Genomic DNA, 23,313 nt, shown 5'->3' with positions numbered 1-23,313 from the left:
CGCGGTGGTTGGCCGAAACCGCGCTCCATCGTGAGGAGTACACGGCCCGACCCCTCGGGATGATTCGCGCTGCCCGGTGCATGACACAGGGTGGTCTCGTCCACACATCTCCGAAAGGAACGGCTTTCGTGCGCATGCGACGATTCGCACCGCTGCTCGCCGCGGGCCTCTTCGCGACGACCATCCCCGCGCTCGCCCCCGCGCAGGCCTCGGCCGCCACCACGCCCGAGTACCTCCGGCAGAAGCCCGCCTGGCACCGCTGCGACTCCTCGCAGCCCGCCGCGTACCAGTGCGCGACCGTCAAGGTGCCGCTCGACTACCGGCACCCCGAGGGCCGGAAGATCGACCTGGCCATCTCGCGACTGAAGACCTCCACCCCCGCCAAGCGCCACGGCGTGCTGCTGCTCAACCCCGGCGGCCCCGGCGGCACCGGCCTCGACCTGCCGCTGCTGATGCGGGGCGAACTGCCCGAGAAGGTCGCCGAGAAGTACGACCTCATCGGCTTCGACCCCCGCGGTGTCGGCCTCAGCACCCCGGTCGGCTGCGGCCTGACCGAAGCCGAGCAGAACTGGCTGCGCCCGTACAAGCGCGAGACCTTCGCCGCCGACGTCGCCCGGTCCAAGTCGGTGGCGGCCAAGTGCCGGGCCAAGGCGGGCGACCTGCTGCCCCACATCACCACCCGCAACACCGCCCGCGACATGGACACCATCCGCGTGCTGCTGGGCGAGAAGAAGATCAGCTACCTCGGCTACTCGTACGGCACCTACCTGGGCGCGGTCTACAGCCAGTTGTTCCCGGCCCGCACCGACCGCTTCGTCCTGGACAGCGGCGTGGACCCGGCGCGCGCCTGGCGCGGCATGATCCAGGTCTGGGCCTCGGGCACGGAGCCGGCGTTCACCCGCTGGACCAAGTGGACGGCCCGGCGCAGCACCCAGTACAAGCTGGGCGGCACGCCCGCCGCGGTCCGCAAGACCTTCTACGGGCTGGTCGCCCGCGCCGACCGCACCCCGATCGAGATCGACGGCACGAAGCTGACCGGCGACGACATCCGCTCGGCCCGCGCGGTGTTCTTCAGCGTCAGGGAGGCGGCCGAGTTCGTCTCCGCCCTGAAGCAGGCCGCCGACGGCTCCCGGCAGGTCCGGCTGCCGGCGGGCGTCCTCCCGCAGCAGCGGCCCGCGGCCGACCGTCGCGCCGCGGGCGTGCCGGACGACAACGGCACCGCGTCCTTCTGGAGCGTGCTGTGCGGCGACACGGCCGCCTGGCCGCGCGACCCGGAGCAGTACCGCCGGGACGCCGTCCGCGACAAGGCGCGCTACCCGCTGTACGGCGACTTCGCCTCCAACATCATGCCGTGCGCCTTCTGGAAGAAGCCGCTGGAGGCCGCCACCCCCATGACGGTCAAGGCCCCGGTCCTCACCGTGCAGAACGAGTGGGACTCGCAGACCCCCCTGGCCAGCGGCAAGGGTCTGCACCGCGCCCTCAAGGGCTCCCGCATGATCCTCGCGGAGGGCGGCGTCGGCCACGGCGTCTACCTCTTCGACCGCGCCTCCTGCGCCAACGCGCCGGTCACCTCCTACCTGGTGACGGGCAAGCTCCCGGCGCGCGACCTCACCTGCCGCACGGCCGGTGACGGCGGTGCCCGCGTGGAGGCACCGCTGCCGAAGCCGCAGCCCTTCCCGGCGTTCTAGCCGGTCGCGGCCACCGGCCCTCCCTTCCGGCCGGGCACGCCCACGCGTGCCCGGCCGTCCCGACCCACGCGGCCGCGCGCCCGGCGCCGGTTCAGCCGGCCGGAGTGTCCCGGGCCGCGGCGCGGGCGGCGTGCCAGGCGGTGGAGTCGAGGAAGTGGTTGTCGAAGCGGTCCTGCGCGGCCCGCACGTCCTCGACCGACGCCTCGCCGCGGCCCACCCGCTCCAGCAGCCGGAAGTATTCGAAGCGCTCCACGCCCGGCGCGATCACGATCAGCAGGTCCACCGGCGAGTCCGGCGCCGCGGCGAACGCGTGCGGCAGGTGGGGCGGCACCACCACCAGGTCTCCCGGGCCGGCCGTCACCACCCGTTCGCCCGTCAACACCTGGGCCCGTCCCGAGATGACGAAGAACAGCTCGGACGAGCCCCCGTGGTAGTGCGGGGTGGCACCGTCGGCGCCCCGTTTCAGCGTCACCCGCATCGTGCTCAGCGCGCCCTCGGTGGCGTCCGCGTCCGCCAGCAGGCGGCCGTGCCCGCCGAGCATCCGCACCACCTCCGCCTCGGCGTCGCGTACGACTACGGCAGCAGGTCCGGGCAGCGTCATCGCCGTCCCCCTTCCCTCTTCGGATCCAGGGTGATTCGTTCCCTGATAGTAAGCCCTCTAACTATCAGCTTCCGAATAGACTGGCGTACATGACGCAAAAGGACCAGGTCGACACGATGGTCGGCCAGTGGGAGCGCGAGTGCCCGGGGCTCGGGCTGGACCTGGAGGCCATGGGGATCGCGGCCCGGCTGGGCCGGTTCGTGCTGCTCGCGGAGCGGCGGGTCGAGGCCACCTTCGCCGCGCACGGCCTGCGCAGGGGCGAGTTCGACGTGCTCGCGACCCTGCGCCGGTCCGGCGCCCCGTACGAGTTGATCCCGTCCGCGCTCGCCGACGCCCTGCTGATGACCCGGGCCGGCATCACCAGCCGGATCGACCGGCTGGAATCGGCCGGTCTGGTCCGGCGCCGGGTCGACCCCGAGGACCGCCGGAGCGTGAAGGTGGCCCTGACCCCGGCCGGCCGCGAGCTGACGGAGGCGGTCGTGGCGGCCCACGCCGCGAACGAGGGTGCGCTGCTCGCGCCCCTGGTGGGCGAGGAACGTGCGGTGCTCGACGTCCTGCTGCGCAAGCTGCTGGCCGGAGTGGAGGAAGGGCCGGTCGCCGGTTCCTGAGTCTCCGTCACCGCGTTCACGTCCGCTCGACATGCTTGAAGTTGCGCGTTTCAAAGGCGCTTCGAACAACTTCTTACACAGTGCGGCCCTCGCGCGCTATGTTGCCAGGCGCATGCCAATCGCACGGCCGTGGTGCGGAAGGGCTCGCTCCGCCGTGCCCACGACCGCCGCGCCACGTCTTCCCCCGGCCCCGGACCGCATGAGGAGCTGCCCCCATGGGACTCGGTCAACGCCTGGCACGAAGGGGCCGCCCGCGCCCCGGCACACCCACCCCGCCCGCCCCCCGCCCCCGCTCCACCACCCGGACCCCGTCCGCCACCCGGACCCGGTCCGGCCCCCGCCCCGGCCGCATGCGCCGCGCCCTCGGCACCGCGCTCGCCGCCGCCCTCGCCGCGACGGCCCTGGTCACCGCGGGCCCCGCCGCCCCGGCCGCCGCCGCCTCGGCCGGCAACGCCACCGGGATCACCCAGTCCGGCAACACCTTCACGGTGACCACCTCCAGTGCCGCCAGGGCCCGTGTGGTCGTCGCCCGCGCCGACATCTTCCGCATCTGGCTCTCGCCCGACGGCGCGTTCACCAACGACCCCGCGGGCACCGACCTGGCCGTCACCACCGACTTCGGGTCCGTGGTCACCAGTTCGGCGGACGCCGGCACCTACTACCGCATCAACACCCCCTCCCTCACCATCCGCGTCAACAAGTCGCCGCTGCGCTTCTCCGTCTACCGCGCCGACAACACCACCCCCGTCTGGCAGGAGACCCAGGCCACCACCTGGTCCGGCGGCAAGACCACCCAGTACCTCGCCCAGGGCCCGGACGAGCAGTTCTACGGAACCGGCCTGCGCCTGGGCGAATGGGCGTTGCGCGGCAAGACCGTCCCGGTGGCCGTCGACAACCGCTGGCGCGAGAACAACAACGCCAGCCCCGCGCCCTTCTACATGTCCACCAACGGCTACGGCGTGATGCGCAACACCTGGGCCCCCGGCTCGTACGCCTTCACCGCGCCCGGCGCCTTCACCCACGACGAGACCCGGTTCGACGCCTGGTACTTCACCGGCGACTCCCTCAAGGGCGTCCTCGACGCGTACACCGACGTCAGCGGCAAGCCCTTCATGGCACCGGTCTGGGGCTTCGAACTCGGCAACGCCGACTGCTTCAACGCCTCCAACCCCGACTACCAGGGCGACCACAACCGGCTGCGCCACCAGACCACCCCCGACGTGGTCGGCTACGCCGCCGACGCCCGCGCCGCGGACATGCCCTCGGGCTGGTTCCTGCCCAACGACGGCTACGGCTGCGGCTACACCCAGCCGCTCAAGTCCACCGTCGACGCGCTCAAGGCCAAGGGATTCCAGACCGGCCTGTGGACCTCCACCGGCCTCTCCGGCATCGCCGACGAGGTCGGCACCGCCGGCACCCGGGGCGTCAAGACCGACGTCGCGTGGATCGGCAGCGGCTACAAGTACGCCTTCGACGGCGTGAAGCAGGCCGTGGACGGCATCGAGAAGAACTCCGACGCCCGCCGCTTCGTCTGGACCGTCGACGGCTGGGCCGGCACCCAGCGCAACGCCGTCGTCTGGACCGGCGACACGTACGGCACCTGGGACGACATGCGCTGGCACGTCCCCGCCATCACCGGCGCCGGCCTCTCCGCGCTCAACTACGCGGCCGGCGACGTCGACGGCATCTTCGGCGGCAGCCCCAAGACGTACGTCCGCGACCTCCAGTGGAAGGCCTTCACCCCCGCCTTCATGACCATGTCCGGCTGGGGCGCCACCAACCCGTCCGCCGGCTACCAGGACAAGCAGCCCTGGCGGTTCGCCGAGCCGTACCTGTCCATCAACCGCACGTACCTCCAGCTGAAGATGCGGCTGACGCCGTACCTCTACACGATGAGCCGCACCGCCCACGAGACCGGCGTCCCCAGCACCCGCGCCATGGTCCTGGAGTACCCCGACGACCCGGTCGCCCGCGGCAACCTGACCAGCGGTCAGTTCCTGGCCGGCGACTCCTTCCTCGTCGCGCCCGTGGTCTCCGACACCACCACCCGCGACGGCATCTACCTCCCGGCGGGCACCTGGACCGACTACTGGACCGGGAAGACCTACGCCGGCCCCGGCTGGCTCAACGGCTACAGCGCGCCCCTGGACCGGCTCCCCCTCTTCGTCAAGGGCGGCGCCATCGTCCCCATGTGGCCGAAGATGAACCACGCCGGCGAGAAGCCCGTCTCCACCCTCACCTACGACATCCACCCCCGCGGCGCGTCCGCCTTCACCCTGTACGAGGACGACGGCCTGACCCGCGCCCACCTCACCGGCGCCTACGCCCGCCAGAGGGTGGACGTCACCGCGCCCGCCGCCGGCACCGGTGACGTCACCGTCGCGGTCGGCGCCGCCAACGGCTCGTACGCCGGCAAGCCCGCCTCCCGCGGCTACGAGCTGAGCCTGCACGTCGCGGCCGCCCCCTCGGCCGTCGCCGCCGACGGGTCCGCGCTCCCCGCGCTGGCCTCGAAGAGCGCGTACGACGCGGCGGCCACCGGCTGGTACTTCGACCCCGCCGACCGGGCCGGGATCCTCTGGGTGAAGACCGGCAGCAAGGCGGGCGCCTTCACGGTCACCGCCACCGGCACCCGGATCCCCGCCGCGGACGCGGTTCCCGGCTCGCAGCCGATCCCGAACTCCGGCTGGTCCGTGGCCCACGCCGACAGCCAGGAGACCGCCGCGGAGAACGGAGCGGCCGCCAACGCCGTCGACGGGAACGCCGGCACCCTCTGGCACACCGCCTGGTCCTCAGGGAAGGCCGCCGCCCTGCCGCACGAGATCCAGATCGACCTGGGCGCCCGCTACACCGTCGACGGCCTCGGCTACCTGCCCCGGCAGGACGGCGGGGTGAACGGCCGGATCGGCCAGTACGAGGTCTACGTCTCCGACACGACCTCCGCCTGGGGCACCCCCGTGGCCACCGGCACCTTCGCCGACACCGCCGCGCTGAAGAACGTACCCCTGGCCGCCAAAGCGGGCCGGTACCTCAGGCTCAGGGCCCTCACCGAGGCAGGCGGCCGCGGTCCCTGGACCAGCGCCGCCGAGATCACCGCCACCGGCCGGGCCGTCCCGCTCCCGGCCGACGCCACGCTGGTCAACGCCGCCTCCGGCACCTGCGTCGACCTGCCCCACAGCGCCACCACCCCCGGCACGGAACCCACCCTGTACGGCTGCCACGGCGGCCAGAACCAGCGCTGGACCCTGCACCAGGACGGCCGGCTCACCGGTCTGAGCGGCGTCTGCCTCGACGGGGCCGCCGCCGCCCGGATCACCATCCAGACCTGCGACGGCAGCGCCGGCCAGAGCTGGGCGCTCGGCCCGCAGGGCAGCATCCGCAACGCCGGCCAGTGCCTGGCCGCCTCCGGCTCGGCGGGCGGCAGCAAACTCACCCGCTCGGCCTGTGACAACAGCGCCGCCCAGCGGTGGTCCAGCGGCTCCTGAGCCGCGGGACCCCGCACCACCCCCCACCCGCCGCGCCGCCCCGGACCCCACCCGGGACGGCGCGGCGCCGACTTCCCGCCGGCCGGTCAGGCCTCCCGTACCGCGATCGCCCCCACCGGGCAGGCGCGGGCGGCCTCCCGGACCAGGGGACTCCCGGCACCGTCCTCACGGCCCGGCAGCAGCGCGCTGACCCCCTCGTCGTCCTGGGTGAACACGGCGGGCGCGGTCAGCGCGCACTGGCCGGCGCCGATGCACCGCCCCGAGTCGATCGAAATGTGCATGGGGACCTCACCAGGTCACGGGGAGTTCGAGCATCCCCTGGATCGTGTCGCCGGGCTTGAAGGAGATCTCCTCGGGCGCCACCGCCGGCCGCAGCCCCGGCAGCCGGGCGAAGAGCGTCCCGAGCGCGATCTCCATCTCCGCCCTGGCCAGGTTCTGGCCCAGGCACTGGTGGATGCCGAAGCCGAAGGCCACATGGTGGCGGGCCGGCCGGTGCCAGTCCAGGACATCGGGGTCCGGGTACACGGCCGCGTCGCGGTTGATCACCGAGGTGGCGAAGACCACCCCCTCGTCCGGCCGGATCACCACCCCGCCGACCTCGACCGGCTCCGTCGCCACCCGCAGCATCCCGTCCGCGATGGACAGGAACCGCATCAGCTCCTCCACCGCCCCCGACAACAGCGAGGGGTCGGAGCGCAGTTCTGCCAGCTGCTCCGGGTGCCGCAGCAGCGTGTAGGTACCCAGGGAGATCATGTTGGCGGTGGTCTCGTGCCCGGCGACCAGCAGGATCGCCGCGATCGAGACCAGCTCCTCCACGTCCGTCAGCCCGGTCTCCAGCCGCTCCGCGATCAGCTCGTCCAACAGCCCCTCGCCGGGCGTCACGCGCTTGCGCCCGATCAGCTCCCGCAGGTAGCCGTCGATGCGGTCCCGCGCGTCCTCGACGTCCGCCGGGCCGGCCCCGCGCAGCAGCCGCCGCGACTGCGCCTCGAAGAACTCGTGGTCCTCGTACGGCACTCCGAGCAGCGCGCAGATCACCATCGACGGCACCGGCAGCGCGAACGCCCCCACCAGCTCCGCCTCCCGCGCGCCGCCGGCGGTCATCGCGTCGATCAGCCGGTCCACGGTCTGCCGGATCCGCGGCCGGAGCTCCGCGGTGCGCTTCAGGGTGAAGCTGGGGATGAGCATCCGCCGCTGGGCCTGGTGCTCCGGGTCGTCCACGCCCAGCAGGGCCGCCCGGCGCGTGCGCGCCACCCCGACGAAGCGCGCCGAGGGGACGGGGAAGGCCGCGTTCTGCCGGTCGGACGACAGCCGCCCGTCCGACAGCAGGGCACGGGCCTCGGCGTGCCCGGTGACCACCCACACCGCGCGCCCGTCGTACAGGCTCACCCGCGACAGCGGCGGCCCTTCGGTCAACGGCCGGTAGCCGGTGGGCGGGTGGTAGGGGCAGGTGCGGTCCTGGGGGAAGGCAACGGTCTCAGTCGTCTCGGTGGTCGTCTCGGTCGTCATCGCGCAACCTCGCAAACACGGGTCCGTCTCGCCTGGCCGGCCGCGGAGGATCAGCCCCACGGCCCGGACCCGCCCATTACATGCCTCAGGCACCTATCCCGCCCATGCCACATCCGGCCAAACCGCACGGTTCCCCCGGAAGGCGTACGGGCGCACGGTCGCCCCGCGCGCGGAGGCGGGCGGCGGGCTGACACCGGGAACGGCAAAGGCGAGGAAGGGGTACACCCACTCCTCGCCACCTTCAACTTATAACGCACCGGGGGGCTTGCGGCAAGGCCCCGGGGATCGGTCAGAATCGCGGACCTACCCCCCGAGCCTGCCGAATCTGGAGATTCACGACGTGCGTGTGTTGTTCCGGCTCATGTCCCTGGACCGGCGGTGAGGCCGGCCATGACCTCCTCCCTCACCACGAGCGCGTTCGACCTGCCCGACCGGCTCGCCCACAAGGCGGACCCGGCGCTGACCGAGGCCGACGAACGGCACTTCGCGGCCGTCGCCGACACCCTGCGACAGACCGTCGCCGAACTGTCCGACCGCCTCGCGGCCGAACGCCGCGCACCCGGCGGCGCCGGCCGCGCGGCGATGGACCGGGACGCGGAGATCCACCGCCTGACCGGACGGCTGCGCACCCTGCGCCGCTTCGGCCGCGACCTCTGCCTGGGCCGGATGGTCCCCGCCGACGGCCGGGAGCCCGTGTACGTCGGGCGCCTCGGCCTCACCGACAGCACGGGGCGCAGGCTGCTCGTCGACTGGCGCTCACCCGCGGCCGAACCCTTCTTCGCCGCCACCCACGCCGGCCCGATGGGCCTGGCGAGCCGCCGCAGGTACCGCTGGACCGACGGCCGGATCAGCGACTACTGGGACGAGGTGTTCACCGCCGACGGCCTGGAGGGGCACGCCGCCCTCGACGACCAGTCGGCCTTCATCGCGAGCCTCGGCGGCAGCCGTTCCGCCCGGATGCGCGACGTGCTCGCCACCATCCAGGCCGACCAGGACGCCGTCATCCGCGCCGGCTCCGCCGGCACCCTGGTGGTCGACGGCGGGCCCGGCACCGGCAAGACCGTCGTCGCCCTGCACCGCGCCGCCCACCTCCTCCACTCCGACCCGCGCCTCGGACACCGGCGCGGCGGCCTGCTGTTCGTCGGCCCGCACCAGCCCTACCTCGCCTACGTCGCCGACGTGCTGCCCAGCCTCGGCGAGGAGGGCGTACGGACGTGCACCCTGCGCGACCTCGTCCCCGAGGGCGCCGCCGCGGTGGCCGAGACCGACCCCGAGGTGGCCCGGCTGAAGTCGTCCGCGGACCTGGTGGGCGCCGTGGAGGCCGCCGTACGCCTCTACGAGGAGCCGCCCGCCGCGGGCCTGACCGTGTCCACCCCCTGGTCCGACCTCCGGCTGACCGCCGACGACTGGGCCACCGCCTTCGACGCCGTGGAACCCGGCACCCCGCACAACGAGGCGCGCGACCAGATCCTGGAGGAACTCGTCACGATCCTCACCGAGAAGGACGACAGCGGCGCCGCGCCCCACCTGCTCCGCAGGGCGCTGCTCCAGGACCGGGACCTGACCGCCACCCTGAACCGCGCCTGGCCGCTGCTCGACCCCGGCGAGCTGATCGGGGACCTCTGGTCGGTCCCCGCGTACCTGCGCCGCTGCGCCCCCTGGCTCGGCCCCGAGGAGGTCCGCCGGCTCCAGCGCCCGGACGCACAGGCCTGGACGGTCTCCGACCTGCCGCTCCTCGACGCCGCGCGCCACCGGCTCGGCGACCCGGACGCCTCCGCGCGGGCCCGCCGGCAGCAGGCCGCCGCGGCGGCGGAACGCGCGCGCATGGCCCACGTGATCGACAGCGTGCTCGCGGCCGACGACGACGGCGAGGGCGCGGTGACGATGCTGCGCGGCCGGGACCTCCAGGACACCCTGGTCGACGGCCAGGCGCCGCCCGGCCCCGGACCCGAGCCGCTCACCGGCCCCTTCGCCCACGTCATCGTGGACGAGGCCCAGGAACTGACGGACGCCGAGTGGCAGATGCTGCTGCTCCGCTGCCCCTCCAGGAGCTTCACCGTCGTCGGCGACCGAGCCCAGGCCAGGCACGGCTTCGACGGGACCTGGCGGGACCGGCTCGAACGGGCCGGGCTGGACCGGATCACCGTGTCCTCCCTGAGCATCAACTACCGGACGCCGGAAGAGGTGATGGCGGAGGCGGAGCCGGCGATCCGCGCGGCGCTCCCGGACGCCAACGTGCCGGTCTCCGTGCGCAGCAGCGGCGTCCCGGTGGTCCACGGCCGGGTGGCGGAGCTCCGTACGGTGCTGGACGCCTGGCTCGCCGGGAACGCCGACGGAACCGCCTGCGTCATCGGCGACCCCGCCTTCCCGGAGTCCGACCGGGTGCGCTCGCTGACCCCGTCGCTGGCCAAGGGCCTCGAGTTCGACCTGGTCGTCCTGGTCGACCCGGACGCCTTCGGCGAGGGCGTCGGGGGAGCCGTCGACCGGTACGTCGCGATGACCCGCGCGACCCGGCAGCTCGTCGTCCTGACCCGTACGGCGCACCCGGGCTGTCCTCCCGGGTGATACCGGTGGCCTGGGTCCCGGGGCCGCCCGTGCCGCCCTCGTGCCCTGAACAGGCCCCGCAGGTCCGCCCCCACCCCCACCCGTCCCCCACACGCCCCCGGCGCCGATCGGCGCCGGGGGCGCGGTCGTGTCGGCGGTGTGTCGGGAGCGCTCGGAGCGGGGGCGTACGCGGGCGGAAGGGGGCGCGTACGCGAGCCGGTGCGCCAGCTTCCGAAGAATTGTGAAAGACGCCCCGCACCAACGGCCCCGTTTCCGGTTGGCTAGTACGTGAGAGCAGTACCACTCTCCGGCTGCCGGACCTGGGGGCAGGCACGCCCGGTCACCGCACGCACCACTGGAAGGGACCGCGTCACCGTGGATCTCGTCGAGAACGCAGCGCTCGTGCCGATAACCGTAACCCCGGCCCGTGCGTTCGTCAGTCAGGGAGCCGCCGCGTCGGCCGGCGGTGACAGTGGTCAGCCGTGGGGGTGCGCATGAGCGAAGGCGAGTTCGACCCATCCGGGGACCAGACGGTCTCCAACGAACTGGCGGGAGTCCTGCCCGTGGAGTACACGGCATTCCACTCGCAGCACCACCGCGCCTACCTGCGTTACGCCCACCTCCAGCTCGGCTCCCGCCAGGACGCGGTCGAGGTCGTGGACGACGCGTTCACCTTCCTGCTCAAGGTGTGGCCGCAGGCGCTCAGGGAGTCCAGCCTGCACGGCTTCGCCTGGTCGGTGCTGCGCGAACACGTCGAGCGCCGCCTCGCCGTACTGGACAGAACACCGGCCATGGTCGAGACCGCCTGGTTCGCGGCCCTCCGCCGCTCCAAGCGTCAACGCCTCGAACTCCAGGAAGCCAGACTCGCCTTGTACGCCGCGATCGCAGAACTGCCCGACCGCGACTACGACATCGCCCTCCTCGCCTTCCTCGGGGGCTACCACGAGGACAAGGTCGCCCAGATGATGGGCATCAGCTCGGCGGCGGTCCGTTCCAAGATCCGGGGAGCCCGCCGCACCCTGTCCCGGAAACTCGGGCTCGACTGGGCCGCCGGAGAGGAGAAGGACCAGTGAGCGACACGACACGGGATCTGACGACCGTGCTGTGGGAGGTGACGGTGGCACTCCACGACTCCGAGGTCCTCGCCGAGGAGTACGCCGGCTACGACGAGGACGCCGCCCGGCGCAGGATCGCCCGCCGGGTCGTCGCCGACCGCACCCGCGCCGCCGCGGCCTCCCTCCGCAACGCCGCCACCCGCCGGCTGCCCGGCCGGCGGCGGCCCGCCCCGCCCGACACCCTCGTCCTCGACGCCGCCTGTCACGTCCGGGCCGCCCGCGGACTCGACGCGCTCGCCTGGCACCTGGTGGAGAGCGAGGAGTTCACCGCCCGCGCCCTCGACGCCGGGTCCTGGCCGCACGGCCAGGACTCCGCCCTCCTCTTCGGCTGTCTGCTGCACCTGGCCGGCCGCCTCGAAGGCGCCCAGTTCTGGTTCCAGTACGCCGCCGGGGCCGGCTCCCGGACCGCCGCGCACTGCCTCTACCTGCTCCACCTCTCCCGGGCCGAGGTCAGCACGGCCCGGCACTGGATGAGCCAGACCCGTACGCTCCCCCCGGAGACCGGCCTCCCGGTGCTGCCCGCGCTCCCCGACGGCCTGGAGGACGCGCTGGGCGCCTCCGTCATCTGGACCTCCCCGCCGATCACCACGCAGGACCTCACCTTCCTGCCGCAGGAGCCCGGCCCCGCCCCCTCCGAGCAGCCCCTGCGGGACCGGCACCGGCTGCCCGCCGCACTGCGCCGCGCCATCGCCGGACTCGTCCCCGAGGAGGATCCGGACCTGGGCGAAGTGCTGCTGCCCAGCGCCCAGCTGGCCGTCGCCCTGGCCCGGTACGCCGGGCTGAACCCGGCCCGGCTGACCGAGGACGCGGCAGAGTGGGCGCCCGGGACTCTGCGGGCACCGGGCCTCACCCACGCCGCCCAGCAGGTGCCGGACGCGGGGCCGGCGCCGGCCGCGCTGACCTCCGTACACCGGGCGCTGCGCGTCCTGGAGGTCATCAACCGCTACTCCGGCGGCGTCAACCTCGCCCAGATCGCCCGCCAGACGCAGCTCCCGCAGCTGTCCCTGGCCCAGGCGCTGGCCCAGCTGGTCCGGGCGAAGCTGGCGGTGCCGCTGGGCCACGACGCGTACGCCGCGGGCTCGGCCCTCCGGCTGACCGGCGCGGCCGCCGCGGGCGGCATGGGGCAGCTCCAGGAGACGCTGGCCTGGGTGCGCGACGCGGTGGGCGCGGCGGTGTACGTCAGCCGCTACACCGACGGCGAGGTCGCCATCACCCAGTACGCCGACGGACCCGCCGCGCCGGTGGTGGAGGAGTGGGTGGACTTCCGGGCCGCCGCGCACGCCTCGGCCGTCGGCAAGGCCCTGCTGACCCAGCTCGACTACGACGGCCGGAAGGACCACCTGGCGCGGCACCGCATCGCCCGGCTGACCTCGCACACCATCACCAGCGAGACGGTGCTGTTCCACCAGCTCGACACGCGCCGGCCGAACGATCCGCTGCTCGACCTCCAGGAGTACGCCCTGGGCACCCTGTGCGCGGCCGTCCCCATCACGGCGGGCCCGAACGCGGAATGCGTGGCCCTCTCCCTCCCGGGTACGGACCCGCAACGCCTCCAGCAGGCGGCCCGCACCCTCCAGAGCGAGGCCGCAGCGGTCCTCCTGGCCCTCCTGGTCGCCGGCACCACCCCCACGGCCGTCATCGCGGAGGCGACCCCACCCACCCCCGCCCCCACCCCGGACCCGAGCAGAGGAGGCACCCTCCTCGCCCCGACCGCCTAGGGTGCGCCCGATCCCGCAATCCACCGGCGTCCGGTATTCAGGTGCCGCCAGGCCGGTGGTGGTGCACACTTCTGCGTCGTGGAGATCATCGAGGGTGAGCTGAGGCGGCTTCGGTCCGGTCCGCGGGCCGAGGACGGCGGGCTGCGGCCGTTTCTCGTCCGGGTCCGCTTCGCCGCCCAGGACCCGGCCCAGGTCGTCGCCCGTGCACGTGCCGTGCTGACCGGCGTGGTCGAGCGCGTCGGGGACTGGCCTCCGGAGGAACGGTGGCCGCAGCTGCTGCCGCCATGGTTCGTCCGGCGGTGCGCGCCCGAGCCGGGGCCCGACGAGGCCCTCGACGCCGAGGCATGGCTGCGGCAGTGGCGGGCCATGACGCCGCAGCAGAGGGCGGCCGCCTGCGACGGCCCCTGGACGCTGCGCAACTGGCTCCACTACTTCGACCCGACCGAGGGAGGAGGCTCTCGCGACCGCAGCTGGTGGTGGTGGGACGCCGGTACCGATGGACCGGAAGCCGGGTGGGTGCAAGTGGCCACCGACGGCTGGCCGTTCGGCAGCGGCTCGCTGTCCTGGCTGATCAAGGCCGGCGGCGGCACGGACCTCGACTACGGACCGTGAACCGCACCGCAGGCTTCGGCGGCTTCGGCGGGTCTAGCCGGTTCGGTGGGCGCCCAGGGTGGCGACCGCGTTGATCAGGTGGTTCCAGAAGAGGTCGCGGTTCAGGGTGAGGGCGACGCGGGCGTTCGGGGGGTGGCCCAGGTAGCCGTGGAGGTCCACCACCGTCGCGCCGCGGGTGTACTCGCCCCGGAGCTCCACCGTCACGCCCGCCTCCACGCAGTGCACGATCGCGGGGTCGAGCACCCGGGCCACGGCCACCGGGTCGTGCAGCGGCGGGGCGGTGAAGCCGTACAGCCTGCGGTACGTGCCGGCGAAGTAGGTCATCAGCTCGACGCAGGTGCGGCCGAGTTCCGTGCCCAGGCCCTCCAGCCGGGCCAGCACGTCCGGCGTCGCCAGGGCCTGGTGGGTGACGTTCAGCCCGCACATCGTCACCGGGACCCCGCTGCGGAACACGATGTCCGCGGCCTCCGGGTCCACGTGGACGTTGAACTCGGCGGCCGGCGTGCGGTTGCCGCGCTCCGTCGAGCCGCCCATCAGCACGATCTCCCGGATCCGGCCCCGCACTTCCGGGTGCCGGGTCAGCAGCAGCGCGATGTTGGTCAGCGGTGCCGTCGGCACCAGGGTGACCGGTTCCGGGTGCTCGGTGAGCAGCCGGCGCATCAGCTCCACCGCGTGCTCGGGGACCGCGTCCACGGTGGGTTCGGGGAAGCGGGGCCCGTCCAGGCCGGACTCCCCGTGCACGTCGCCGGCGGTGCGCAGGGGCGCGACGAGCGGCCGGTCGCAGCCCGCCGCGATCGGCACGTCGGTGATCCCGGCGACCGTGCACACCCGGCGGGCGTTGAGCGTGGTCTTCTCCAGCGTCTGGTTGCCCGCGACCGTGGTGATGGCGAGCAGGTCGACCGCCGGGTCCCCGGCCGCCAGCATGATCGCCAGCGCGTCGTCGTGCCCGGGATCGCAGTCGATGATGATCGGTACGCCCACGCCTGCTCGCTCCTCGTCCGCCCGGTCGGGTGCCGCCTCGTCCGTCCTGCCAGTCTGCCGTCCGGGGCCGCCGGCCGGGGCGGGACGGCCGCGTTGGCCGGAAAACCCCGCCCGCCCGGCACGCGTACGGGCTACCGCTGCCGCGCCGGTGCCGCCCCGCCGGGCGCCCGTACCGTGCGCGCCGCGTCGCCCGCCGTCGGGTGGAGGCGGACCGCACCCAGGACCGCCGGCAGGCACAGCGCGCCCAGCAGCAGGAAGGCGACCTGGTACGCGCCACCCGGCGCCGACGCGAGGGCCTGGCCGATCCGCAGCGCGATCACCGCCACCGCCACGCCCAGGCCCGCGGAGAGCTGCTGGGCGGTCGCCGAAAGGGTGTTGGCGTCCCGCAGCCGCTCCCGGCCCACCTCGCTGAACGCCATCGTGGAATAGCCGGTGAGCCCCACCGACCGGGCCGCGCCGCCGGCCAGGACCAGGGCGGCCGTCACCGCGACGGGCGTGGCCGCGGTGAGGAAGGCACAGCCGGCCACGGTCACCGCCAGCGCCGCCGTGGCGGCGATCAGCAGCCGCCGGAAGCCGAACCGGTTCAGCAGGAACGTCGTCGCCGGCTTCACCGCGATGTTGCCGACGAAGACGAACAGCACGACCGCCCCCGAGGCGACCGCGCTCCAGCCGAAGACCTCCTGGAACAGCAGCGGGAGCAGGAAGGGGACGGCGGTGATCACCATCCACACCAGCGAACCGCCCGTCACGGACTCCCGGAACGAGGCCACTTCGAGGGTGCGCAGGTTCACCAGCGGGTGCGGGGCCCGCAGCAGGTGGCGCCCCGCCGCCGCGAGCGCGGCGAACGCCACCGCGGTCACCGCTGCGGTGACCGGCCACCCGCTCCCGTCCTCGGCCACCAGGTGGCCGGCCCAGGTCAGGGCCGCCAGGCCGGTGCAGCACAGCAGTACGCCGACGAGGTCGAGCGGGGGAGCGAGCGGGGGCGCCGAGCCCTGCGGGCCCGAGCCGACGATCCGCCAGGCGGCGGCGAAGGCCACCAGCCCCATGGGGACGTTGATCAGGAACATCCAGTGCCAGCTCGCGTACGTGGTGAGCAGCCCGCCCGCCAGGGGTGCGGCGACCGGCGCGACCAGCCCCGGCCACACCACGTAGGCCATGGCCCTGGGCAGGTCGGACTTCTCCGTCCGGGCCAGTACGAGCAGCCGCCCGACCGGCACCATCATCGCGCCGCCCGCCCCCTGGAGGACGCGCAGGGCGACCAGCGTGCCGAGGTCGGGGGCGGCCGCGCAGGCGGCGGAGGCGAGGGTGAACAGGGCGATCGCCGTGAGCAGCACGCGGCGTGCGCCGAAGCGGACGGCCAGCCAGCCGCTGAGCGGTATGAGCACGGCGAGGGTGACGAGGTAGGCGGTGACGACCAGGCCCACGGCGGCCGGGGTGGTCCCCAGGGCGGCCGCCATGCGCGGGGCCGCGGTCGCGACGATCGTGCCGTCGAGCATCTCCATGAAGAAGCAGCCCGCGACGAGGAGCGCGGTGGCGCGCTGTCGGGAATCCATCATGCAGACCAGGCTCCGGCCGGCCACTGCTGCACACAAGGTCCGATTGGTTCATCAAGAATTGCACCCGGTGCAGCAATGGGAGGCGGGGACTGGCAGAGTGGGACCGTGCGACCACTGCCCGACATGAACCTGCTCCCCGCCCTCGACGCCCTGCTCCGCGCCGGCAGCGTGGCCGGCGCCGCCGCCGAGATGTGCGTCTCGCCCTCCGCGATGAGCCGCACCCTGGCCCGGCTGCGCCGGGTGGCCGGCGACGAGCTCCTCGTACCGTCGGGGCGCGGTCTGGCCCTCACGCCCCGCGCCCGCGAACTCCAGCCGCGGGTCCAGGCCGCCCTCGCCGGGGCGCTCGCCGCGCTGCGGCCGCCGGAGCCGGCCGAACTGAGCGCTGTTGAGAGGGACTTCATCCTCCGCGCCAACGACGCGACCGCCGCCTTCCTCGGCCCCGAACTCGCCGCCCGCGCCGCGCGCGAGGCGCCCGGCATCCGCCTCCGCCTGCTGCCGGAGGGCGACGAGGACCCGGCCGACCTGCGCGGCCGGATCGACCTGGACGTCGGCCAGCTGCCCGAACTGCCGCACGACGTACGCGGCGAGACCCTGGCCCACTACGGCTACCGGGCGGTGACCCGGGCCGACGGGCCGTACGCGGGGGAGCGGCTCACCCCCGAGAGGTTCGCCGCCCTGCCGCAGATCACCGTCACCCGGCGGGGCCGCACCTGGAGCGTGGTCGACGAGCGGCTGGCCGCACTCGGGCTCACCCGGGAGGTGCCGGCCACGGCGCCCACGTACGGCGCCGCCTGCTTCTTCGTCCTGCGCTCCGACGCGCTGGCGCTGGTGCCCGGGCTGTTCGCGGCCGAGGCGGCCCGGGTCATGCCGCTGGCCGTCCTCGACATCCCGCTCGACCTGCCGACGGTCGCCTTCGGCCAGGCCTGGCACGTGCGTTGGGACGCCGACCCCGCCCACCGCTGGCTGCGCTCCACCGTCGCCGCGGTCGTACGGGACCTCGGCGACGGGAGCGGTACGGCGACGGGGGCGGCCACGTCCTGACCCCGGGCCGGGGGCCGCCGCACCGTGGCCCTGCGGCCCTGCGGCCCTGCAACCCCCGGCCCGGCGGGCCCGGTACGTCAGCCCCGCCGGCCCGAGATCTCCAGCGGGCGCTCACCCGCGCCGGACGGCAGGGCCAGGCTCGCCTCCAGGTCGTCCAGCGCCCGGCGGGCCCGCGCGATCCGCTCCCGCACCTCGTCGGCGGAGCCCGGCAACGGCGCCGCCGGCCCGGCCCCCGCGGCGGGAACCCCGCCCGGCACCGCGGTGATCCCGGCCGCCCCGCGTTCCTCCTTGGCCCGTGAGCGGACCCGCTCCTCCTGCCGGGCCTTCTCCTCCTTCTCCAGCTCCCTGGCCTCGTCCATCGAGTTGATCACCACCCCGATCAGCATGTTGACCAGCACGAACGAGGCGAAGAGCACGAACGACGCGTAATAGACCAGGGAGAGCCGGGAAATCGCCAGCCCCGCGTGCACCGCGTCCCCCAGCCCCTCCATCATGGTCAGCAGGAACAGCGTCAGCGCCGCACGCCCCAGGGAGCCGTAGTGCTCCGGGTCGGACCGGGCGAAGCACACCCACCCGACCATCGCGTACACGTAGACCACCAGCGCCCCCACGAACAGGAAGCTGACGGTGCCCGGCAGGCTCCGCCCCACCGCGACCAGCATCACCCGCAGCTGGGGCAGGAACCGCGCGGTCCGCAGCACCCGGGCCAGCCGCAGCAGGCGCAGCGCGGTGGCGTTCTCCTGCGCCGCGGGCACGAAGGCGGAGACCACCACGACCAGGTCGAAGAGGTTCCAGGGATCCCTGAAGAAAGCTTTGGGCCGATCCGCGTGGGCACCGACGCGCAGCAGCATCTCCACCGCGAACACGGCCAGGCACGCGTGCTCGGCGAGCCCCAGCACCTCCCGGTGGGCGACGGCGAAGCCGCGGTACGTCTCCACGCCCAGCAGCGCGGCGTTGGCGAGGATCACCGAGAAGACGACGAACCCGAAGGCCTGATCGTCGGTCACCTTGCGGCACCGGGCCGCGAACCGTGCGCGGCCGGGTCCGCGCGTCGTCACCGGAGGGGTCATCGTGCACCTCGTACTGGTCACCGCTCCGCGCACGCCGGAGGCCCGGGGGCGCGAACCCGTAGGGGGTCCGCGCCACCCGGGCCGAGGGCGTGCGCCTGTCCAGTCCCTCTAACCGCGCACGCCCCCGGATCTCACCGCGCGCCGCCGCAAGATCCCCCGATCGGGGTGCTGCCCGAAAGGCCGCCCTAGGCCCCCGGGACCGGCGGGCCTCAGACCCCCGGGATGGCCCGCGCCCGGAACGCCGCGCGGACCGCGTCCGCCGCACCGGCCCCGTACATCTGCCGGGCCGTCGCGACGGTCTTCAGCGCCGCGTCCGTGAAGCTGGTGTCCGGCGCGAAGCCGAACTGCGCGTTGACGATGATCCGGTCGGCCGTCCGGGCCCCCAGCGCGCCGCGGATGTCGAAGAGCGCGCGCGACCAGATCTCGCCGTCCGCGTGCACCTCGCCCTCCCGGTCCGCGTACGTCTTCTCCGAGTCGGTGCGGCGCAGGCAGTGCGGGGCCGCGCTGTACGAGGCCGAGTCCCAGTCCGCGATGCACGCCAGGTCCGCCTTGAGCGGCCAGCCGTACTTCGCGTCGGCGTACGCGCCGACCGACAGGGCCAGGTAGTCACCGAAGGCCTCGCCGATCGCGCCCGCCTCGGGCGAGGTGCCGAAGCCCGGCACCTGCGCCTCGTGCACGGCGTGACCGTACTCGTGGATGATCACCTCGGCGTCCTCGGCGTCGTCCACGCCGCCCTTGCCGAAGCGGATCTCGTCCTTCTTGTCCGTGAAGAACGAGTTGTCCGCGCCCCACTGGTTGATGCGGACCGGCTGCCGGCGGGCGTTCGCGCCCGGCAGCTCGGTGCCGAAGCCGAGGCTCTGCAGGTACTCCTGGGACTCGTTGACCCAGAAGTACGCCATGACCTGCTCGAACTGGTCGTCCTTGCGGGTGTACGTCGCGGCGTCGGCGAGCCGGGCCGAGGAGCCGGTGTCGGAGCGGACGTAGGCCCACTTGCCGGACAGGCCCCCGCTGCCGTCGAGGTTGCGCAGCGCCGCCAGCGCGTACGCGGACGCGGGCACGGCGGCGTCGGAGTCCTTGCCGTCGGTGAGCGTCTGGTCGCCCGAGGACTGGACCGGGTTGACCATGAACAGCCGGGCCTGCGGGGCGCCGCCGGCGGCGGCGCCGGACACCTGGGCCGACACGGGGCCGGCGGCGGTGAGCAGGGCCGCGGTGGCGGTGGCCGCGGCGACCAGGCCGCGGGGTATGCGGCGAGCCATGAACATCCTCCTGATCGGGGGTGCGAACTACGCGTGCGGCCGCGATCCTCGCCTACGGCCACCCCTCTTGACCAGGCCTGGCGCACCGGAATCCGGACCCCGTGCCCGGTATGGGGGCACTCGCCCCGGCAGCCGAAAATCATCGGTCACGGCACTGGGCTCCTCCGGGGCCCGTCGCTACCCTCCGCGCATGATTCCCACGGTTGTCTGGGGCACGGGCAACGTCGGCCGCGCGGCCATCCGCGCCGTCGACGCCCACCCCGCACTGGAACTCACCGCCGTCCTCGTCCACGACCCCGCCAAGACCGGCCGCGACGCGGGCCGGCTCGCCGGACTCGACCGCGACCTCGGCGTCGCGGCCACCGACGACATCGACGCGGTGCTGGCCGCCGGACCCCGGGCCGTGGTGTACGCGGCCTCCGGCGACCTGCGCCCCGACGAGGCCCTCGCCGACATCGCCCGGGCCCTGCGCACCGGTGCCGTCGTCGTCACCCCGGCGCTCTACCCCCTCTACGACCACCGCAGCGCGCCGCCGGAGTTCCGCGACCCGGTGCTGGAGGCCGTCAAGGAGGGCGGCGGTTCCCTCTTCGTCTCCGGGGTGGACCCCGGCTGGGGCAACGACGTGCTGCCGCTGCTGATCAGCGGGCTCGGCACCACCCTCGACGCCGTCCGCTGCCAGGAGATCTTCGACTACTCCACGTACGACCAGCCGGACTCGGTGCGGCTTCTGGTCGGCATGGGCCAGCCCATGGACTACGACCCCCCGATGCTGCTGCCGTCGGTGCCCACCATGGTGTGGGGCGGCCAGATACGCCTGATGGCCCGTGCCCTCGGCGTCGAACTGGACGAGATCCGCGAGACGCTGGACCGCCGCGCGCTGGACACCACGATCACCACGCGCACCATGGGCGAGTTCGAGGCCGGCACCCAGGGTGCCGTCCGCTTCGAGGTGCAGGGCATCGTCGGGGGCGAGCCGCGGATCGTCATCGAGCACGTCACCCGCATCCACCCCTCGTGCGCGCCCGACTGGCCCACTCCGCCCGACGGCTGCGGGGCGCACCGCGTGATCATCGAGGGCCGCCCCCGGATCGAGGTCACCGTCGAGGCCGCGGACGAGGGGGAGAACCGCTCCGCGGGCGGCAACGCCACCGCGGTGGGGCGGCTGGTCAACGCCATCGACTGGCTCGTCGAGGCCGGACCGGGCCTGTACGACGCGCTGGACGTCCCCCTCCGGCCCGCGGCCGGCCGACTCGGAAGGAAGCAGCCGTGATCATCGACGTGCCGGAAGGCAAGCACCCGATCGAGTACGTGTGGGGGGACATGGTCCCCGAGATCGGCATGGCCGCCTCCAACTTCTCCCTCTCCGTGTACGCCCACACCACGCTGGGGCTGCGCGAGTTCGAGGCCGCGCGGCTGCGGATCGCCCAGATCAACGGGTGCGGCTTCTGCCTGGACTGGCGCACCGACCGCGACGGCGAGAAGGTCGAGGAGGAGTTCGCCGACGCGGTGGGGGAGTGGCGCACCACGGAGGCCTTCGACGACCGCACCCGGATGGCGGCCGAGTACGCGGAGCGGTACGCGCTCGACCACCACGGCCTCGACGAGGAGTTCTGGGAGCGGATGACGGCGCTGTACAGCCAGGCCGAGATCGTGGAGCTGACCATGAGCATCGGCTCGTGGCTGGCGTTCGGGCGGCTCAACCGCGTCCTGGGGCTCGACACCGTGTGCGTACTGCCCACGCACTGAGCGGCCACGGCCACGGCCACGGCCATGGCGGCGGCCACGCGCCGTGCCGGGGCCACGCCCACGGGGCCCGGTTCCGGCACTGTGCCGGAACCGGGCCCCGTGGCGGCCTGCCGGGCCGGTCAGAGGTCGTCGGCGATGATCCGCTCGATGTTCCGTTCGGCGAGCGCGGTGATGGTGACGAACGGGTTGACGCTGGTGTTGCCGGGGATCAGCGCGCCGTCGATCACGTACAGGCCCGGGTGGCCGTGCAGCCGCCCGTAGTTGTCGGTGGCCTTGCCGAGGACGGCGCCGCCGAGCGGGTGGTAGGTGAGGTGGTCGCCCCAGATCTTGTTGGTGCCGAAGAGGTCGGTCCGGTAGATCGTCCCCTCCTTCGAGTTGATCTTGTCGAAGATGGTCTTCGCCGCGTTGATCGACGGCTGCTTCCAGGCCGTCTGCCAGCTCAGGTCCACCCGCCCGGTCGCCGCGTTCCAGCTGAACTCGGCGCGGTTCGGGTTCTTGGTGATGGACAGGTAGAAGGAGGCGTACGTCTCGATGCCCGTCGGCAACGGCGCCACCTCGGCGAAGGCACCGCCCGCGGCCCAGTTGTCGATGCCGCCCGTGGGCATGGACGCCTGCAGCTTGCCGGTGGCGTCCCACATGTGGTTGGCGCGGCCGCACATCACGTTGCCGTTGTCGCCCCAGCCCTTGCCGATCTCGCCGTTGAGACCGGGCAGCGCCCCGGTCGCCTTCAGCCTGACCAGGAGCTTGCTGGTGCCCACGCTGCCCGCCGCGAAGAACACCCGGTCGGCGGTGACGGACTTGGTGGCGGTGGTGTCGCCACTGGTGTTGATCTGGTCGATGGCCACCGTGTAGCCGCCGCCGGCCGCGGGGCTGACCGAGGTCACCCTGTGGAGCGGGGAGATGGTGACCCGGCCGGTGGCGCGGGCCTGGGCGAGGTAGGTCTTCTGGAGCGACTTCTTGCCGTGGTTGTTGCCGTAGAGGACCTCGCCCGCGAGGGCGGACTTGGGGACGGCTCCGGCGGCCTCCTGCTTCATGTAGTCGAAGTCGTAGACGTTGGGCACGAAGACGAAGGGGAAGCCCGAGCGCTGGGCGTGCTTGCGGCCCACCCGGGCGTACTGGTAGCAGGCGGCGCTGTCGAACCAGGCCGGATCGATGTGGTTGACCCCGAGGCCGGAGTTGGCGCGCGGGTAGTAGACGTCGTACATCTCCGCGGCGTCGACCGTGGGGAGGATGGCGCCGAAGTTCTCGCGCTTGGGCGTGACGGCCATGCCGCCGTTCACCAGCGAGCCGCCGCCGACGCCGCGGCCCTGGTAGACGGTGATGCCCGCGAACTCCTCGGCGTCCAGGATGCCGGTGTACCGCGGCACGTCCTTGTCGAGCGGGAAGCCGAGGAAGTTGCTCAGCGGCTGCTTGGTGCGGGTCCGCAGCCAGTACGAACGCTGGTCGGGCTGGGTCGTGTTGGCGAAGACGTTGCCGTCGGAGCCCGGGGTGTCCCAGGCCATGCCCATTTCGATCATGTGGACGTCGACCCCGGCCTGGGCCAGGCGCAGCGCGGCGACCGAGCCGCCGTAACCCGTCCCGATGATCAGTACGGGGACATGGGCCCCCGGGTCGATGACGGCGGCGCCGACGGCGGTGGGGATCGCCGCGGTGCTCGCCGCGGAGGCACGGCCCGACAGGGCCGCGACTCCAAAAATAGAACCTGTTCCAGCAATGAATCCACGGCGGGAGAGGCCGCTGGAACCGTTGACGCGCATGGGGGAATCGCTCATGTGGGGGTTCCTCACTC

The 23,313-nt window shown here is 73.6% G+C and carries 17 protein-coding genes and 1 pseudogene; 10 read left to right on the top strand and 8 right to left on the bottom strand.

Annotation, left to right across the window (positions count from 1 at the left end; translation table 11 throughout):
- Window positions 1-128: 128 nt before the first annotated feature.
- Window positions 129-1,688 (top strand): alpha/beta hydrolase, encoded by a 1,560-nt coding sequence (locus ACIQUR_RS31080; RefSeq protein WP_403671485.1) that lies wholly within the window; start codon window positions 129-131, stop codon window positions 1,686-1,688.
- 91 nt (window positions 1,689-1,779) lie between these two features.
- On the opposite strand, the gene ACIQUR_RS31075 is transcribed toward ACIQUR_RS31080, so the two are convergent.
- Entirely contained in the window at window positions 1,780-2,289 is a 510-nt protein-coding gene (locus tag ACIQUR_RS31075; protein WP_403671483.1) for a cupin domain-containing protein, read from the bottom strand.
- Between the two features lie 89 nt (window positions 2,290-2,378).
- Between ACIQUR_RS31075 and ACIQUR_RS31070 the strand changes: the two genes are divergently transcribed.
- Window positions 2,379-2,897 (top strand): MarR family winged helix-turn-helix transcriptional regulator, encoded by a 519-nt coding sequence (locus ACIQUR_RS31070; protein WP_403671480.1) that lies wholly within the window; start codon window positions 2,379-2,381, stop codon window positions 2,895-2,897.
- 215 nt (window positions 2,898-3,112) lie between these two features.
- Window positions 3,113-6,379, top strand: coding sequence for a TIM-barrel domain-containing protein (locus ACIQUR_RS31065; RefSeq protein ID WP_403671477.1), 3,267 nt, complete (start codon window positions 3,113-3,115; stop codon window positions 6,377-6,379).
- An 86-nt stretch (window positions 6,380-6,465) separates the two neighbouring features.
- Here the strand turns inward: ACIQUR_RS31065 and ACIQUR_RS31060 are convergent, their stop codons facing one another.
- A complete protein-coding gene (locus tag ACIQUR_RS31060) occupies window positions 6,466-6,660 on the bottom strand; it encodes a ferredoxin (RefSeq protein ID WP_403671474.1) in 195 nt (64 codons plus the stop codon).
- A 7-nt stretch (window positions 6,661-6,667) separates the two neighbouring features.
- Window positions 6,668-7,885, bottom strand: coding sequence for a cytochrome P450 (locus ACIQUR_RS31055; protein WP_403671471.1), 1,218 nt, complete (start codon window positions 7,883-7,885; stop codon window positions 6,668-6,670).
- A gap of 390 nt (window positions 7,886-8,275) precedes the next feature.
- Between ACIQUR_RS31055 and helR the strand changes: the two genes are divergently transcribed.
- From helR to ACIQUR_RS31035, 4 genes and pseudogenes are all read left to right on the top strand, one after another.
- Entirely contained in the window at window positions 8,276-10,450 is a 2,175-nt protein-coding gene (gene helR / locus ACIQUR_RS31050) for an RNA polymerase recycling motor ATPase HelR (RefSeq protein ID WP_403671468.1), read from the top strand.
- A gap of 473 nt (window positions 10,451-10,923) precedes the next feature.
- Entirely contained in the window at window positions 10,924-11,502 is a 579-nt protein-coding gene (locus ACIQUR_RS31045) for an RNA polymerase sigma factor (protein WP_403671465.1), read from the top strand.
- A gap of 908 nt (window positions 11,503-12,410) precedes the next feature.
- Window positions 12,411-13,157: pseudogene (locus ACIQUR_RS31040) on the top strand (IclR family transcriptional regulator C-terminal domain-containing protein); the annotation flags it as partial.
- Between the two features lie 183 nt (window positions 13,158-13,340).
- Entirely contained in the window at window positions 13,341-13,874 is a 534-nt protein-coding gene (locus tag ACIQUR_RS31035; RefSeq protein WP_403671462.1) for a hypothetical protein, read from the top strand.
- Between the two features lie 33 nt (window positions 13,875-13,907).
- On the opposite strand, the gene ACIQUR_RS31030 is transcribed toward ACIQUR_RS31035, so the two are convergent.
- The gene (locus ACIQUR_RS31030) at window positions 13,908-14,855 is read right to left on the bottom strand and encodes a nucleoside hydrolase (RefSeq protein WP_403671460.1); all 948 of its coding nucleotides are present in this window, start codon (window positions 14,853-14,855) and stop codon (window positions 13,908-13,910) included.
- Between the two features lie 131 nt (window positions 14,856-14,986).
- Window positions 14,987-16,411, bottom strand: a complete 1,425-nt coding sequence (locus ACIQUR_RS31025) for an MFS transporter (protein WP_403671457.1) — start codon at window positions 16,409-16,411, stop codon at window positions 14,987-14,989.
- Window positions 16,412-16,516: 105 nt separating this feature from the next.
- On the opposite strand from ACIQUR_RS31025, the gene ACIQUR_RS31020 reads away from it, so the two are divergent.
- Complete coding sequence (locus tag ACIQUR_RS31020; RefSeq protein ID WP_403671455.1) at window positions 16,517-17,452, top strand: LysR family transcriptional regulator; 936 nt, start codon at window positions 16,517-16,519, stop codon at window positions 17,450-17,452.
- 77 nt (window positions 17,453-17,529) lie between these two features.
- Here the strand turns inward: ACIQUR_RS31020 and ACIQUR_RS31015 are convergent, their stop codons facing one another.
- Both ACIQUR_RS31015 and ACIQUR_RS31010 read right to left on the bottom strand, forming a co-directional pair.
- Entirely contained in the window at window positions 17,530-18,522 is a 993-nt protein-coding gene (locus tag ACIQUR_RS31015) for an ion transporter (RefSeq protein WP_403671452.1), read from the bottom strand.
- A 209-nt stretch (window positions 18,523-18,731) separates the two neighbouring features.
- Window positions 18,732-19,778, bottom strand: a complete 1,047-nt coding sequence (locus ACIQUR_RS31010; protein ID WP_403671450.1) for a M4 family metallopeptidase — start codon at window positions 19,776-19,778, stop codon at window positions 18,732-18,734.
- A 190-nt stretch (window positions 19,779-19,968) separates the two neighbouring features.
- On the opposite strand from ACIQUR_RS31010, the gene ACIQUR_RS31005 reads away from it, so the two are divergent.
- The gene (locus tag ACIQUR_RS31005; protein ID WP_403671447.1) at window positions 19,969-21,048 is read left to right on the top strand and encodes a dihydrodipicolinate reductase; all 1,080 of its coding nucleotides are present in this window, start codon (window positions 19,969-19,971) and stop codon (window positions 21,046-21,048) included.
- Entirely contained in the window at window positions 21,045-21,524 is a 480-nt protein-coding gene (locus ACIQUR_RS31000) for a carboxymuconolactone decarboxylase family protein (protein WP_403671445.1), read from the top strand. The genes ACIQUR_RS31005 and ACIQUR_RS31000 overlap by 4 nt, the downstream gene beginning before the upstream one ends.
- Window positions 21,525-21,643: 119 nt before the next feature.
- Here ACIQUR_RS31000 and ACIQUR_RS30995 read toward each other — a convergent pair whose 3' ends face one another.
- Window positions 21,644-23,296, bottom strand: coding sequence for a GMC oxidoreductase (locus ACIQUR_RS30995; RefSeq protein WP_403671442.1), 1,653 nt, complete (start codon window positions 23,294-23,296; stop codon window positions 21,644-21,646).
- Window positions 23,297-23,313: the final 17 nt, after the last annotated feature.

It is taken from the genome of Streptomyces sp. NPDC101132, assembly GCF_044759225.1.
Classification (GTDB): domain Bacteria; phylum Actinomycetota; class Actinomycetes; order Streptomycetales; family Streptomycetaceae; genus Streptomyces.
This window is presented reverse-complemented; position numbering and strand designations above follow the sequence as displayed.